Source organism: Massilia sp. HP4 (assembly GCF_005222695.1).
Classification (GTDB): domain Bacteria; phylum Pseudomonadota; class Gammaproteobacteria; order Burkholderiales; family Burkholderiaceae_D; genus Telluria.
Map to the genome: position 1 here is coordinate 48,272 of NZ_STGG01000057.1, position 14,284 is coordinate 62,555.

A 14,284-nucleotide genomic window follows, 5' to 3' on the forward strand; every position below is an offset into this window, starting at 1 on the left:
ACGCCGATTCCAATTTCTGCGACATGAAATGTAGCGTATATTCGACATATCCACCTTGATATACGCTGTTGCCGATGTCCAGCCTGCCCCGCAACCTCGACCTGCACCTGATCCGCATTCTCTACCTGCTGCTGGTGGAGAAGAATGTCTCGCGGGTGGCGCTCAAGCTGAACCAGCCGCAGCCCTCGATCTCGGCCTCGCTGCGCAAACTGCGCGAGCTGACCGGCGACCCGCTGCTGGTGCGCGGCGCGCGCGGCATGGTACCCACCCAGCATGGCGAGAGCCTGCTCAAACCGGCCAAGCGCATCCTTGACGAGGCCGAGAGCCTGTTCGTGCGCAAGGCGCCCTTCGTGCCGGAGCAGGCGACGCGCACCTTCCACATCGCGGCGCCCGACTATCTCGACGCGCGCTTCTTGCCGAACGTGGTGGCGCTGCTGCGGCGCGGCTCGCCGGGCAGCAAGGTGGTGATCCACGCCCTGGGCCCCGGCCTCGATTACCTGCGCATGCTGTCCGACGGCGACATGGACCTCGTCATCGCCAACTGGGACGAGCCGCCGGCCCACCTGCACATGTCCAAGCTGTTCGAGGACCCGATCATCTGCACCATGCGCGCCGACAGTCCGTATGCCAGGCGCACGGCGTCGGATGCGATGACGCTCGAGGACTACCTCGACCTGCCCCACGTCGCCCCGACCCAGATGCTGCCCGGCTACCACGGCGTGATCGATGCTTATCTCGAACGCCACGGCCTGCAGCGCCGGGTGGCGGTCGAGTCGCCCTATTTCGGGGTGATCCCCTATATGCTGACCCAGAGCGACCTGGTGCTGACCACCGGGCGCCAGTTCATCCGCGCATTCGAAAAGACCCTGCCGTTGAAAAGCTTCACGGTGCCGGTCAAGTTTCCGCCGATGCGCTTCTACCAGCTGTGGCACCAGCGCGTGCACCAGTCGACCGAGCACAAATGGCTGCGCGACCAGATCAGCAGCGCGGCGCGGGCACTCAGTCAAGAATAGCCAGGAGTAGACCATGCCGACGATCCAGGAGCTGAACGCGCTCGACATCGATGCTTTTACCAAGGCGCTGCATGGCATCTACGAACACTCACCCTGGATCGCAGCGCGCGCAGCGACGGCCCGCCCCTTTCCTACCCTGGCGGCGCTCAAGCTGGCCTTGCAGGCGGCGGTCGACGGCGCGAACGATGCACAGCGGCTGTCGCTGCTGCGCTGTCACCCCGAGCTGGCCGGCAAGGCCGCCATCGGCGGCGACCTCACGGCGGAGTCGACGAGCGAACAGGCCAGCTCCGGGCTCGATCGCTGCACACAAGAGGAATTCGCCCGGCTCCACGCCCTCAACGCGCAGTACAACGAGCGCTTCGGCTTTCCCTTCATCCTGGCCGTGAAAGGCCCGACCGGACGCGGCCTGGCGCGACAAAGCATCATCGACACCTTCGTGCGCCGCCTCGGCAACGCGCCCGGCGATGAGCTGCGCGAAGCGCTTCGCCAGGTCCATCGCATCGCCGAGATCCGCCTGAATGTCCTGCTCCGGGTCGCGCCATCGGTCGGCGCCACCGTGATGGACTGGTGCGAGACGCTGGGCGCCATCAGCGACAGCGAGCCAGGCCTGACCTGCGCCTACATGACGCCGGGGCACCAGCGCACGGCGACGCAGATCGCCGAATGGATGCGCGCCGCCGGCATGACGGTTCACGTCGACGCCATCGGCAACGTGGTCGGACGCTACCTCGCCGCCCAACCAGGCGCGCAAACCCTGATCACCGGCTCGCACTACGACACCGTACGCAATGGCGGCAAGTACGACGGCCGGCTCGGCATCCTGCTGCCGATCGCGCTGGTCGGCCAGCTGAACGAACGCGGCGAACGCCTGCCCTACGAGCTCGAAGTGATCGCCTTCGCCGAAGAAGAAGGCGTGCGCTATCGCAGCACCTTCCTCGGCAGCAGTGCGGTGGCCGGCGGCTTCGACCCGGCCCTGCTCGACGCGCACGACCCCGATGGCATCGCGATGCGCGACGCGCTGGCGGGCGCCGGCCACGACCCGGCCGCCATCCCCGCCATCGCCCGCGATCCGGCCAGGGTGCTCGGTTTCGTCGAAGTGCATATCGAGCAGGGGCCGGTGCTGCTCGAGCGCGGCCTGCCGCTGGGCGTGGTGGGCGCGATCGCGGGCAGCTCGCGCTATCTCGTCGAGTTGACGGGCGTGGCCGGCCATGCCGGCACCACGCCGATGGGCATGCGGCGCGATGCGGCGACCGCCGCCGCCGAGATCGTGCTGCTGGTGGAAAGCCGCTGCGGCGGCCCGGCCCCGGCTGCGCTGGTCGGCACCGTCGGCCAGCTCGAGGTGCCGGCCGGCTCGGTCAACGTGGTCCCCGGCGCCTGCCGCCTGTCGCTCGACATCCGCGCCGCCGACGACGCGGCCCGGCTGGCGGCGGTGGACGATATCCTGGCCGGGATCACGCGCATCTGCGCGCGGCGCGGCATCGGGGAAAAACTCTGGAAGCTGCTCGAGATCGACGCCGTGCCCTGCGCGCCGCAACTGATGGACGGCCTGGGCGCCGCCCTTGAACGCGCCGGCCTGCCGCGCTTCGACCTGCCTTCCGGCGCCGGACACGACGCGATGCGCATGGCTCGGCTGACCCAGGTCGCGATGCTGTTCGTCCGCTGCGGAAACGGCGGCATCAGCCACAACCCGCTCGAGACCATGACCGCCGACGATGCGGACATCGCCGGCGCCGTGCTGCTCGACTTTCTGCGGGGTTTCAATCAGGCGGCAGCGCCGGCAGGATCAGGGTCGTAAGCAGCTTTTCGGTCAAGGGATGCGGCCCCGGCACCCGGAAATTGGTGGTGGTGATGACCACGACCGCGTCCCACTCGGGCAGCACATAGACCTTGTTGCCACCCATGCCCGACATCGCATAGGTGGCGACCTTCTTGTCGCCCAAGGTGAACGGCTGCAGCCACCACAGGTAGCCATAGTCGACGCCCTCGCGTACCCGGGCATGGGGCTTGATCGAGCGCTCGATCCAGGCCCGCGGCAGCACCTGCTTGCCAGCCCACTTGCCGCCATCCAGGTAGAGCTGGCCCAGCTTCCACAGGTCGCGGCTGCGCAGGCCCAGGCTCCCGCCCGTCATCGCGGGGCCCAGCGGCTGCACCTGCCACTTGACCTTGTCGATGCCGAGAGGCTTGAACAGCACCTCGTCGGCAAAGTCCTGCACGCTGCGGCCGGTCGCCCGTTCCAGCAGCGGCGCGATCAGTGCCGTGCCCGCGGTGCAGTAGCTGAAGGCGCGGCCATAGGGCTGCCTGTCGGGCGGCGGCGTCCACTCGGGGAAGCCACGCACCGGCAGGTCGAGGTAGAACCGGCTCCAGTCCTCGATCAGATACATGCGCTCCTCGTGCCCGCGCGAGAACTCGTTGAAGTCGTCGCACTCGACGATTGAACTCATGGTGAGCAGGTCTTCGACCGTGATGCGATCCTTGCGGGGGTCGGGGTTCGCGATCGGAAGCTTGTCCTTGAAGAAGGGCAGCACCGACGCATCGACCGCCAGCAGCTTGCGTTCGATGGCGGCGCCGACCAGCATGCCGCCCACGGTCTTGGTCACCGAGCGCGTATTGCGCAGGCCTTCGGCGCCTTCGCCATCGAAATACTGCTCATAGAGCACCTTGCCGTGGCGCGACACCACCACGCTGGTGATCTGCTTGAAGTTGCCGGCCTTGATCTCGCTGGTGACCGCATCGAAGCTCGCGGCCGCGGCGCTTTCCGCCGCCACGATGCTGGCCACGGCAATCGCATATCGGAATACGCTGCGCATGCATCCCTCCTCGTCATGGAAAATACCATCAGTGCTGCGTACCGCGTCCCTTCATCATGACGCCGTAGACCACCGCCGCAATCGCGACGCCGACGAACCATGCATAGGTATAGATCGTCTTGAAGGCCTCGCCGACGTCGGGGAAGCTGGCCGGGAAGGCCGCATGCAAAAAGCCCGGGATATTGGGCAGCACGCCCAGCGCGAAGGCCGCCAGCGCCGCGCTGTTCCAGCCGTTGCCATAACTGTAGATGCCGTCGTGCCGGTACAGCTGGCCGACATCGAGCGACGTCTTGCGCACCAGGTAGTAGTCGACCACCAGCACGCCGGCGATCGGCCCGAGCAAGGCCGAGTAGCCGACCAGCCAGGTCATGATGTAGTTCTGGGTCGATTCCAGGATTTTCCACGGCATCATCACCAGCGCCAGGCCAGCCGTGATGTAGCCGCCGCTGCGATAGCTGATGCGGCGCGGCGCCAGCGCCGAGAAATCGTAGGCCGGGCCGACCAGGTTGGCCGCCAGGTTCACGCTGACGGTATCGACCAGCAGCACGATCAGCGCCACCAGCACCGCGATGCCGGTCATGCGGCTGGCCAGGTCGACCGGGTCCCACAGCGCCTTGCCGTACAAGACCACGGTGGCCGAGGTGACGATCACCGCCAGCGCCGCCAGCAATCCCATGGGCAGCGGCAGGCCGACGGTCTGGCCGACCACCTGGTCGCGCTGCGATTTCGCGAAACGGGTGAAGTCGGGAATGTTCAGCGCCAACGTGGCCCAGAAGCCGATCATGGCGGTCAGCGACGGCCAGAAGGTGGCCCAGAACTGCCCTTCCTTCGGCCCGCCGGGCACGAACTGTGAACGCTGCTCGAGCAGCGGGCCGAAGCCGCCGGCCTTGTCATGTACCCACCACAGCAGCACGAAGCAGATCGCGATCTTCAGGGGCGCGGTCCAGGTCTCGAGCTGGCGGATCGATTCCATCCCATGCACCACGAAGTACAGCTGGATCGCCCAGAACGCCAGGAAGCACAGCAGCTGCGCCAGGTTGATGCCGAGCCAGCCCAGCGCTTCGCCGCCGATCGGGGCGCCGTTCATCACTCCCAGCAAGGTATGGATCATGCTGCCGCCGAACCAGGTCTGGATGCCGTACCAGCCGCAGGCGACGATGGCGCGCATCAGCGCGGGCAGCTTGGCCCCGCCCGTGCCGAACGAGGTGCGCGCCAGCACCGCGTACGGGATGCCGTACTTGGCGCCGGCATGGCCGATCAGCAGCATCGGCACCAGCACGATGGTGTTCGCCAAAAAAACGGTCAATACCGCCTGCCAGCCCGACATGCCCGCCTCCACCAGGCTGGCCGACAGGGTGTAGGCTGGAATGCACATCACCATCCCGACCCACAGGGCGGCGAAGTGGTACCAGCGCCAGTTGCGCTGCTCTGCGGTGGTCGGAGCGAGGTCGTCGTTCCAGAGGTCGTTGTTGGATGGATGGTTCACGGTGCGCTCATTGAATCGATGCGCGCGAGTGTAACGCAAACGTCAATACGTCGCTAAGAACCTAGTGTCCTGAATTGGAAGTTCGTTGAATAATAAATGTGGCGAAATCGGTCCGAGACAAGGAGCAAAGCGCAGCAAGGCCGGGGCCTTGCGAGCATTTGCGACGCAGGATCGGGCCGATTCTCGCCGCATTTATTCAACGAATCTTCAATTCAGGACACTAGGCTAGCAGGTCGGCATGGATCGCCTGGGCCGCCAGCAGGCCATGGCGGCGCGCCTGCCCCTGTTCCAGCCGCGGCGCCACGGAGTCGCCGCCGGCATAGATCCCCGGCAGCGCGGTGCGAAAACAGCCGTCGACCTGGATCCGGTCGCCCTCGCGCGATTGGTGGCGCACCGCCGGATCGCGCTCCGGCCCGTTCGTGCGCCCGACCGCCTTGAACACGGCGTGGGTGGCGATCTCGGTGAAGCCGCCGGTATCGACCACGCAATCGCCCAGCAGGCGGGTCTGCTCGAAACGCACCGACTCGACCGCGCCGCGCTCGTCGCGCAGCACCTCGAGCGGCGCAACCCAGCCGCGCACGCGCACGAAGCTGGCGCGCGCCACTTCTTCTTCGCGGCCGTCGGGCGCCAGCGCATGGCGCAGCGCCAGGGTCACGTCCCGGGCGCCGAGCTGCTTCAGGCGCGCCGCCATGCCGACCGCGCCGCGGCTGGCGCCGATCACGATTGCGCGCTGCGGCACCGGCAGCGCAAGCAGGTCGTCGAGCGCATACACCGCCGCCACCCGGCGGCCGGCATCGACCAGGCCTGCCGGATCGCTGCCGGACAGCGCCAGCACCCGGCTCGACGCCAGGCCGACGCCGAGGAAGATCGCGTCATGCCACAGGTGCAGGTCGGACAGCTCGAGGTTCATGCCCAGCTTGCGGCCGTATTCGCAGCGGATACGTCCTTTCAGTACGAGGCGTTCGAAGACCTCGCGTTCGGACGCTTCCAGTGGCGGCGCCTCGTGCATGCGCTCGCGCGAGCGCGCTTCGTACAGCACGACGCCATTGCCGAGCATTCCCAGCCCGATGGCGCAGGCCATGCCGGCCGCGCCGGCGCCGACCACGGCCACCTGCTTGCCGGTAGGCGGCGCCGGTTCGCCGGCCGGAATGGCAGGTTCTTCGGATGCGGACAAGTCCAGGGCGTCGGTGGTGGCGATCATCCAGCTCTCTTTCTTTTTACTTTTTTCTGCTTCAGGCAAGCTGTTTCAGGACCGCGGCCAGCTTGCCGAACAATTCGTCGACGTGTTCCCGGCCCAGCACCAGCGGCGGCGACAGCGCGATGATGTCGCCGGTGGTGCGAATCAAGAGGCCCTCTGCGAAAGCCTTCTTGAGCGCCGCATAGCCGCGCGCGCCGGGCTGGCCCGCGATCGGTTCGAGTTCGATGCCGGCGATGATGCCGATCGAGCGCAGGTCGATCACGTGCGGCAGGCCGCGCAGCGACTGCAGCGCCTCCTCGAAATAAGGCTGGATGCGCACCGCGTTGTCGAGCACCGCCTGCTCACGGAACACGTCCAGCGTGGCCAGGGCGGCGGCGCAGGCCAGCGGGTGGCCCGAATAGGTATAGCCGTGGAATAGCTCGATTCCCGCCGGGCCGTCCATGAAGGCATCGTGGATGAAGGCCTTGCTGAACACGGCGCCCATCGGCACCGCGCCGTTGGTGATGCCCTTGGCCGTCGTCATCATGTCGGGTTCGACGCCGAACCAGTCGCCGGCGAACGGCGTCGTCAGGCGCCCGAAGCCGGTGATGACTTCGTCGAAGACCAGCAGGATGCCGTGGCGGTCGCAGATCTCGCGCAGGCGTTTCAAATAACCCTTGGGCGGAATCAGCACGCCGGTCGAGCCGGAGACCGGTTCGACGATCACGGCCGCGATGGTCGACGGGTCGTGCAGCGCCACCATCCGTTCGAGATCGTCGGCCAGTTCGGCGCCGTGTTCCGGTTCGCCGCGCGCCCAGGCATTGCGTTCCAGGTCGTGCGTGTGGCGCAGATGATCGACGCCCGGCAGCAAGGGGCCGAAATGCTTGCGGTTGGCGCCGATGCCGCCGACCGAGATGCCGCCAAAGCCGACGCCGTGGTAGCCGCGCTCGCGGCCGATCAGGCGCGTGCGGCCGCCCTCCCCGCACGCGCGGTGGTAGGCCAATGCGATCTTGAGCGCGGTGTCGACCGCCTCGGATCCCGAGCCGGTGTAGAACACATGGCCGAAGCGGTGGCCGCTGAACTCCATCAGCCGTTCGGCCAGTTCGAAGGCGGCCGGGTGACCCATCTGGAAAGTCGGCGCGTAGTCGAGCTGGCCGGCCATGGCGGCGATGGCCGCGGCGATCTTCGGCTGGCCATGGCCGCAGGGCACGCACCACAGGCCGGCGGCGCCGTCGAGCAGCTGGCGGCCGTCGACGTCGCGGTAATACATGCCTTCGGCCGAGACCAGCAGGCGCGGATCGCGTTTGAAGTCGCGGTTATTGGTGAACGGCATCCAGAAGGATGACATCGTGTTCGGCCTGGATTCGTGCATGCTGCGCTCCTCGCCTGATGGCGCCCAAGAGCATTGAAGTTTGAACAAGAATGACGTGTATTGCAACAGGCACACGGTTGGAGACTTGCGCATTCGCAAAACCACGCACAAGGCATCGTGTTAGCGCCAGGAAAAAGCATGGGCCACGCCCCTGTCTCCAGGCGTCATGGCAGTGGTATGCTACCGCTTATCACACTGGCAATGCGAATCATGTCGACCTATATCACCCCTGTCCTGACCACCGAACGCCTGGTGCTGCGCCCGCTGGCCGCGAGCGATGCCCCGGCCCTGTACACGATTTTTTCCGACCCGGCCGTGGTGCGCTACTGGAGCGCCGAGCCATGGACCGATATCTCCTTCGCCGAAGCCGCCATCGCCCGTGCGCTCGAAGCCTATCGCGACGAGACCGAGCTGCGCTTCGCGATCGAACTGGCCTCGAACCGCACGCTGGTCGGCACCGTCGCCCTGCACCACTTTTTCAACCAGAACAAGCGCTGCGAACTTGGCTACGCGCTGGGCAGCGCGCACTGGGGGCAAGGCTATGCCATCGAGGCGCTGCGTACCGCGCTGGACCACGGTTTCCGCGAAGTGGGCCTGAACCGGGTCGAAGCCGACATCGATCCGCGCAACGAGGCTTCCGGCCGCGTGCTGGAAAAGCTGGGCTTTCGCAAGGAGGGCTATATGCCGCAACGCTGGCTGGTGCACGGAGAGTACGCCGATACCGTGTTCTATGGCCTGTTGCGCGACTACTGGAACGACGAGGCGGCTCGGTGATGCGACATACCAAGTTGAAAACCCTGGCGAGCGGCTCGTCCCCGGCGCTGGCGCTGCTGGCGATTTCCCTGCTAACCCTGGCGCCGCAATCGGTGGCAGCCCAGGCCACGGTGCCGACCTGGCGCGAGATCACGGTCTACGCGAGCGACGCAAGCTATCCGCAGGCGCTGGCGCGGCGCGGCGTGCAGGGCGACGTGACGGTCGAACTGGCGCTCGATGCCAAAGGGCGCGCAGGGACCGCGCTGGTGCGCGATTCGTCGCGCTCGGCCGAACTGGATGCGCTGGCGATGGCCATGGCAAGGCGGCTGGACATCGCCGCCGCCAACGGCGCCAGGAGCGGCCTGGTGACCATCCGTTTCAGGAAAGACCACACCACGACCATCGCCACCAAGAGCTGCGCCGATTTCAACGCCGACGCGGCCTGGCAGGCGGCGACCTTCCCCGAACGCAGCCTGCGCGAGTTGCCGGCGCTGTCCGAGAGCATCGGCATGCTGGTCTACAGCCTGCACCGCAACGGTTCGGCGCGCCAATCCTTCCCGGGCGTGGAAGCGATCGTGAACGCGACGGTGGCGGCCTGCGCACGCACGCCTGATGCCGGCATGCTCGACGTGATGCGGCAGGAAGCGCTCAAGTTGATCGAATAATGGTGTATTGACGGGGCAAGGCTGTCCCCGTTCATCCGCCCTCGCGACCGCCCGTCCCCGAAATCACACCGTTTATCGGATCGCTCTTGGCGTAACATGGGTGCATCCCTACAGTAGGGTCATCAATATTAGAAAGGACTTGCTCGCATGAAAACCATTCATACGCCTACCAGTCGCTTCCAATCGATCCTGCGCAATATGGAAGTCGCTGGCCGTACCACCTGGCGCCTGGCGAAATCCGGCGCCCGCTCGCTGCGCCGCATGCCGTGGCCGGTACTGCTCGTGGTCGCGATCGTGCTGGCCGCGCTGATCACCATCGTGCCGATCGTGCTGGCGCTGTTCGTGGGCCTGCTGCTGCTCAAATTCCTGGCCATCGCCATCTTCGGCCGCGAACCGCGCCGCATCAGGCATTACACGCAAGAGTAAAACCCATGGCCGCCGCCCAGATCAACCGCGCGCTCGACTTCGTCCGCGACGCCTTGCGCGAAGCGGGTGTCCTGTGGTGGCGCTTCTTCGACTGGCTCGCACTGATCGAGTGGCGCCAGCTGTACCTCGTCTGGTTCCTGGTGTTCGTCACGGGCATCTTCATCAAGCTGACGGAGCCGGCGATCTGGTTCATCCTGATCTCGTTCGGCGTCAAGGTACTGGCCGGCGGCAAGCGCCGCGCCGAACTGCTGGCGCGCGACGCCTCGACCAAGGCCGACGTCGCCAATCTCGAGCGACGGCTGACCGAGGCGCAGATGGCCACGCTCCAGGCCCAGGTCGAACCGCATTTTTTGTTCAATACCCTGGCCCTGATCGGCCAGCTGATCGAGACCGACCCGAAGGAAGCCGCGCGCGTCCACAGCCACTTGATCGAATACCTGCGCGCCTCGCTGCCGCAGATGCGCTCTGCGAAGGGTACTGGTGGAACGCTGGGCAAACAGGTCGAGCTGTCGCGCGCCTACCTGTCCATCATGCAGGCGCGCATGAAGGAACGGCTGGCGGTGCGCTTCGAGGTGCCCGATTTCCTCGGCAGCGCGCCCTTCCCGCCGATGATGTTGCAGACCCTGATCGAGAATTCGATCAAGCACGGCCTGGAACCAAAGGTTGCCGGCGGCACCATCGTCGTGCGCTCGCGGGTCGAGGGATCGACCTTGCACGTCGACGTGGTCGACGACGGCGTCGGCTTCAATCCGCACGCCGGCAATGGCGTCGGCCTGGCGAATATCCGCGAACGCCTGGCGCTGCTGTATGGCAAGGATGCCGAACTCGTCATCGAAACCCCGCCCGGCGGCGGCGCCTGCGTGTCGATCCGCCTGCCCTACCGCATGACCGAGGACGGCTGATGGCGCACCCGCACCCGACGGCGCTGATCGCCGACGACGAAGCCCCGATGCGCGACCAGCTGCGCGCGCGCCTGCAAGAAGCGTGGCCCGAGCTGCGCATCGTGGCCGAAGCGGCCAACGGCGTCGAAGCGGTAGCGCTGGCCCAGGAGCACGAGCCGGACATCGCCTTCCTCGACATCCGCATGCCGGGCATGGGCGGGATCGACGCGGCGCGCCAGGTGTACGAGCGCTGCCACATCGTGTTCGCCACCGCCTACGACCAATACGCGGTCGAAGCCTTCGAGCAGGGCGCCATCGACTACCTGCTCAAACCCGTCACCCTGGCGCGCCTGGACACCACGGTGGCGCGCCTGCGCCGCCAGCTGGAACAGAAACCGCAGGACATCGGCGCGCAACTGGCGCGGCTTGCGCAATTGGGCGACCAGCTGCTGGTGCAGAACGGGGCGACCGCCGCCAAGCCGGTCTACCTGCGCTGGATCCAGGCCCAGTCGGGCAACAGCCTGCGCATGGTGAGCACGCGCGAGGTACTGTTCTTCCAGTCCGACGACAAGTACACGCGGGTGCAGACCGCCACCGCCCAGCACCTGATCCGCAAGACGCTCAAGGAACTCGAGGAAGAGCTGGACCCGGATGAATTCTGGCGCATCCACCGCTCGACCCTGGTGCGGGTGGATGCGATTGCCGAAGTGCGGCGCGACCTGCGCGGACGCCAGATGCTCAGGCTGCGCGGCTATGCCGACGAGCTGGAAGTGAGCCGCAACCACGGGGCGCTGTTCCAGCAGATGTAATGCACTCAGGGTTGCGCCGACGGCCGGCATCACGACCGAGGACTGCGCGTATCAAGGTTCATACAGCCCGAGCAGCACCCAGCATGCAGCCAGGACCAGGGCCAGGCAAAACAATCCTACGGCGCCGTTTGGACGAAGGACCCCGATATAGCCAAGCGCCACCGAAGTAACGTTTTTCTTGTGAGGATTCAGTCCGCGCCATGACCCGATCATTTTCAGCAGCGCGAACAAGCCTGTCCCGGTACCGGCGGACAGCAGGAATACCCTGAACAGCGAAAATATATCCAGCTCGTCCAGGATAATCTTTCGATATACGATGCCAATTGCCGCCATCGTCAACGCCGCCGCGATGGAAATCCCAACATTGATATAGAGCGTCTTGCGGCTTCGTACCGCTGCATCCTGCAATTCGGATTTCAGGCGCTCGATTTTTTCCACCACCAGTTCCGATGTTTCACGTCGTGCGACCTTGAGGCGCTCATCGATCGTGACGGCGATCTGCTCGGTCGCATAATCGATCAGGCCCTTGATTTCGTCCTTGGTGATGGTGCGGTGGCTCTCGATTTCTTTGGATATCTTGTCGATATTCGACTGGAGCTGTTCGCTCGCTACTTCCACTGTCGACGTCAGCTGTTGACCTGCTTCCTTGATCGCATTGTTGATCAAGGGATTAAGTTGTTCACTGACGATTTCGCCAACGACTTTTTTGACCTGATTGAGTTCGCCCGTCAGATCCGTAGTAAAGATTGCCATGCCTGCCCAATTTATCTTTGTAGCCCTGTTGAGCCGTTCGATTCGTGGATGCCCATACTTAATTTCCCAGTAGATAATAGCATTGCTATCTGGCATTTACGTATATAAAGTAAGCGACGCGGGCGCCCCAACGTCATGGCCGGGACATCGTTGGCTGCCATACTGCGATAGTCTTGCTGCGTTTGACCTCATGCTGCCCCAAGCCATCACCATCTCCACCACATCGTCCATCTGGTCCGTTTTCCAGGTCTTCCTGAAGCTCGGCCTGACTTCGTTTGGCGGTCCAGTCGCCCATCTCGGCTACTACCGCAACGAGTTCGTCCTGCGCCGCCAGTGGCTCGATGATGCGCACTACGGCGACCTGGTGGCGCTGTGCCAGTTCTTGCCCGGGCCGGCGTCGAGCCAGGTCGGCTTTTCGCTCGGCGTCCTGCGTGGCGGGGGCCTGGCGGGCGGCCTGGCCGCCTGGGTCGGATTCACCTTGCCGTCGGCGCTGCTGATGTTCGCTTTCGCGCTGGGCGCCGCGAACCTCGCCGGGCCATTGGCGGCTGGCCTCGTGCACGGCCTGAAGCTGGTCGCGGTCGCCGTGGTGGCGCAGGCGGTGTGGGGCATGGCGCGCACGCTGACGCCGGACCGCCAGCGCATCGCGATCGCGCTGGCCGCCGTGGCGGCTGTCGTCCTCGTCGACGGGCCGGCCGGACAGCTGGTCGCCATCGCCGCTGGCGCGCTGGCCGGATACTGGCTGTGCCGGGGGCCGCTCCTGCAGCCGAATGCCGAATTGTCCATGCCCATCGGTCGCCGTGCCGGCATCGCCGCGCTCGTGCTGTTTGGCATGCTGCTGCTCGGGCTACCGCTCCTGGCCGGCCTGGCGGGATACCATCCGCTGGCGTTGTTCGACGCCTTCTATCGCTCCGGGGCGCTGGTATTCGGCGGCGGGCACGTGGTGCTGCCGCTGCTGCAGGCCGAGACGGTGGCCACCGGCTGGGTCCCGGGCGAGACCTTCCTGGCCGGATATGGGCTTGCCCAGGCGCTGCCCGGTCCACTGTTCGCGTTTGCCGCCTTTCTCGGGGCGCAGGCCGGCATGAGCGCGAACGCGCTTGCCGGCGCCGCGATCGCCCTGGTCGCGCTGTTCCTGCCAGGCCTGCTGCTGGTCTACGGGACACTGCCGTTCTGGGACCGTTGTCGCCGCCATGCAGCCGCGCGCCACGCCATGATGGGCGCCAATGCCGCCGTGGTCGGCATCCTTGCCGCCGCGCTGGTCGATCCGGTATGGACGAGCGCCGTGTCGACCGTGCGCGACGCCGGCGTGGCATTGGCCGGCTTCCTGCTGCTGACGCTGGGGAAGGCGCCGCCGTGGATCGTGGTGATCCTGTCGGCGGCAGCGGGCGCCTTGCTGGCCGCGGCCTAGCCGAATAGTCCCTCGTCGGAGCCGTCGCCGTCGAAGAAGCCGCCCAGGCTGTCGTCGTTGTTGTCGGCCAGGGTCTCGTCCGCGCCGCCGCCCGGTTCGTCGATCGCGCCGATGCCGGCCTGGTCCGCCAGCGCGCCGCCGCCCGCGGCCTCGGCTGCCCCGCCCTCGGCGGCATTGTCGGCCAGCAGGTGGTTCGATCCGCCCTGCCCGTCATTGCCCAGCAGGTTGCCGATGCCGTGGAACAGGAAGCTGCCCGCCGCCACGCCGGCAGCGGTTGCCGCTACCGCACCCAGCATGCTGCCGCCGGCGCCGCCCAGGAAGCCGCCGCTCTTCGCCGGCTGGGCCTGGGGCACGGATCCTGTCGGTCCGTTTTGCTGATAAGCACCTTGCCCGATGCCCGGCACCGGATTCGACGGTTTAGCCTGCGCGGAATTGCCCCACTGGTTCGCGTCGAGAAAGCCACCGCCGCCGTCATTCCCGCCCTGGTTCTCGAGCTCGGCGATACGTGCCTTGGCATTGCCCAGCGCCTGTTCGACCAGCAGCGCGCGCTGTACCAGCAGATACGCGGCGTCGGGCTGCTGGGCCACGGCGCGCCCGATCAGCGCATCGGCTTGCGGGTCTTTCGTCACGCCACGGGCCTGCACCAGCTGGCCCAGGAAGTCCTGCAACATCTTTTCGTCGGATGGGTTCATTGTCGCGCTCCTGTCTGATGGACGGTCATTCCACTATGTTGTGGA

The 14,284-nt window shown here is 66.3% G+C and carries 14 protein-coding genes; 8 read left to right on the plus strand and 6 right to left on the minus strand.

Going from position 1 to position 14,284, the window contains the following annotated elements:
* Positions 1-74: 74 nt before the first annotated feature.
* Positions 75-1,013, plus strand: a complete 939-nt coding sequence (locus tag E8M83_RS21000; RefSeq protein WP_137175302.1) for a LysR substrate-binding domain-containing protein — start codon at positions 75-77, stop codon at positions 1,011-1,013.
* Positions 1,014-1,026: 13 nt separating this feature from the next.
* Positions 1,027-2,808 (plus strand): allantoate amidohydrolase, encoded by a 1,782-nt coding sequence (locus E8M83_RS21005; RefSeq protein WP_137175303.1) that lies wholly within the window; start codon positions 1,027-1,029, stop codon positions 2,806-2,808.
* Here the strand turns inward: E8M83_RS21005 and E8M83_RS21010 are convergent.
* The 4 genes from E8M83_RS21010 to E8M83_RS21025 form a co-directional block, all read right to left on the minus strand.
* Positions 2,771-3,820 (minus strand): serine hydrolase, encoded by a 1,050-nt coding sequence (locus E8M83_RS21010; protein ID WP_229491728.1) that lies wholly within the window; start codon positions 3,818-3,820, stop codon positions 2,771-2,773. The two genes, E8M83_RS21005 and E8M83_RS21010, sit on opposite strands and share 38 nt — an antisense overlap.
* A gap of 28 nt (positions 3,821-3,848) precedes the next feature.
* Complete coding sequence (locus tag E8M83_RS21015; RefSeq protein WP_137175304.1) at positions 3,849-5,306, minus strand: NCS1 family nucleobase:cation symporter-1; 1,458 nt, start codon at positions 5,304-5,306, stop codon at positions 3,849-3,851.
* A 220-nt stretch (positions 5,307-5,526) separates the two neighbouring features.
* Positions 5,527-6,507, minus strand: coding sequence for an FAD-dependent oxidoreductase (locus tag E8M83_RS21020; protein ID WP_137175305.1), 981 nt, complete (start codon positions 6,505-6,507; stop codon positions 5,527-5,529).
* Between the two features lie 31 nt (positions 6,508-6,538).
* The gene (locus tag E8M83_RS21025) at positions 6,539-7,855 is read right to left on the minus strand and encodes an aspartate aminotransferase family protein (RefSeq protein WP_137175306.1); all 1,317 of its coding nucleotides are present in this window, start codon (positions 7,853-7,855) and stop codon (positions 6,539-6,541) included.
* A 210-nt stretch (positions 7,856-8,065) separates the two neighbouring features.
* Here E8M83_RS21025 and E8M83_RS21030 point away from each other — a divergent pair, with 210 nt between their 5' ends.
* From E8M83_RS21030 to E8M83_RS21050, 5 genes are all read left to right on the plus strand, one after another.
* Complete coding sequence (locus tag E8M83_RS21030; RefSeq protein WP_137175307.1) at positions 8,066-8,629, plus strand: GNAT family N-acetyltransferase; 564 nt, start codon at positions 8,066-8,068, stop codon at positions 8,627-8,629.
* Entirely contained in the window at positions 8,629-9,273 is a 645-nt protein-coding gene (locus tag E8M83_RS21035; RefSeq protein ID WP_137175308.1) for a TonB family protein, read from the plus strand. Before E8M83_RS21030 ends, E8M83_RS21035 begins: the two co-directional genes overlap by 1 nt.
* 147 nt (positions 9,274-9,420) lie before the next feature.
* Positions 9,421-9,699 carry a hypothetical protein gene (locus E8M83_RS21040; RefSeq protein WP_137175309.1) on the plus strand — a complete coding sequence of 93 codons (279 nt, stop codon included), beginning with the start codon at positions 9,421-9,423 and terminating at the stop codon, positions 9,697-9,699.
* Between the two features lie 5 nt (positions 9,700-9,704).
* On the plus strand, positions 9,705-10,601 hold the full coding sequence (locus E8M83_RS21045; protein WP_137175310.1) for a sensor histidine kinase: 897 nt from the start codon (positions 9,705-9,707) through the stop codon (positions 10,599-10,601).
* Complete coding sequence (locus tag E8M83_RS21050) at positions 10,601-11,389, plus strand: LytTR family DNA-binding domain-containing protein (protein WP_137175311.1); 789 nt, start codon at positions 10,601-10,603, stop codon at positions 11,387-11,389. Before E8M83_RS21045 ends, E8M83_RS21050 begins: the two co-directional genes overlap by 1 nt.
* A gap of 51 nt (positions 11,390-11,440) precedes the next feature.
* Here E8M83_RS21050 and E8M83_RS21055 read toward each other — a convergent pair whose 3' ends face one another.
* The gene (locus E8M83_RS21055; protein WP_137175312.1) at positions 11,441-12,142 is read right to left on the minus strand and encodes a hypothetical protein; all 702 of its coding nucleotides are present in this window, start codon (positions 12,140-12,142) and stop codon (positions 11,441-11,443) included.
* Between the two features lie 190 nt (positions 12,143-12,332).
* Here E8M83_RS21055 and chrA point away from each other — a divergent pair, with 190 nt between their 5' ends.
* A complete protein-coding gene (gene chrA, locus E8M83_RS21060) occupies positions 12,333-13,547 on the plus strand; it encodes a chromate efflux transporter (protein ID WP_137175313.1) in 1,215 nt (404 codons plus the stop codon).
* On the opposite strand, the gene E8M83_RS21065 is transcribed toward chrA, so the two are convergent.
* Positions 13,544-14,239 (minus strand): DUF2076 family protein, encoded by a 696-nt coding sequence (locus E8M83_RS21065; RefSeq protein WP_137175314.1) that lies wholly within the window; start codon positions 14,237-14,239, stop codon positions 13,544-13,546. The genes chrA and E8M83_RS21065 overlap by 4 nt on opposite strands.
* Between the last annotated feature and the right edge of the window lie 45 nt (positions 14,240-14,284).

What these genes read in the sequence shown, in the direction of transcription:
- E8M83_RS21000 (WP_137175302.1), top strand. Translation starts at nt 75, where the DNA reads ATGTCCAGCCTGCCCCGCAACCTCGACCTGCACCTGATCCGCATTCTC.
- E8M83_RS21005 (WP_137175303.1), top strand. Translation starts at nt 1,027, where the DNA reads ATGCCGACGATCCAGGAGCTGAACGCGCTCGACATCGATGCTTTTACC.
- E8M83_RS21010 (WP_229491728.1), bottom strand. Translation starts at nt 3,820, where the DNA reads ATGCGCAGCGTATTCCGATATGCGATTGCCGTGGCCAGCATCGTGGCG.
- E8M83_RS21020 (WP_137175305.1), bottom strand. Translation starts at nt 6,507, where the DNA reads ATGATCGCCACCACCGACGCCCTGGACTTGTCCGCATCCGAAGAACCT.
- E8M83_RS21025 (WP_137175306.1), bottom strand. Translation starts at nt 7,855, where the DNA reads ATGCACGAATCCAGGCCGAACACGATGTCATCCTTCTGGATGCCGTTC.
- E8M83_RS21030 (WP_137175307.1), top strand. Translation starts at nt 8,066, where the DNA reads ATGTCGACCTATATCACCCCTGTCCTGACCACCGAACGCCTGGTGCTG.
- E8M83_RS21035 (WP_137175308.1), top strand. Translation starts at nt 8,629, where the DNA reads ATGCGACATACCAAGTTGAAAACCCTGGCGAGCGGCTCGTCCCCGGCG.
- E8M83_RS21040 (WP_137175309.1), top strand. Translation starts at nt 9,421, where the DNA reads ATGAAAACCATTCATACGCCTACCAGTCGCTTCCAATCGATCCTGCGC.
- E8M83_RS21045 (WP_137175310.1), top strand. Translation starts at nt 9,705, where the DNA reads ATGGCCGCCGCCCAGATCAACCGCGCGCTCGACTTCGTCCGCGACGCC.
- E8M83_RS21050 (WP_137175311.1), top strand. Translation starts at nt 10,601, where the DNA reads ATGGCGCACCCGCACCCGACGGCGCTGATCGCCGACGACGAAGCCCCG.
- E8M83_RS21055 (WP_137175312.1), bottom strand. Translation starts at nt 12,142, where the DNA reads ATGGCAATCTTTACTACGGATCTGACGGGCGAACTCAATCAGGTCAAA.
- chrA (WP_137175313.1), top strand. Translation starts at nt 12,333, where the DNA reads ATGCTGCCCCAAGCCATCACCATCTCCACCACATCGTCCATCTGGTCC.
- E8M83_RS21065 (WP_137175314.1), bottom strand. Translation starts at nt 14,239, where the DNA reads ATGAACCCATCCGACGAAAAGATGTTGCAGGACTTCCTGGGCCAGCTG.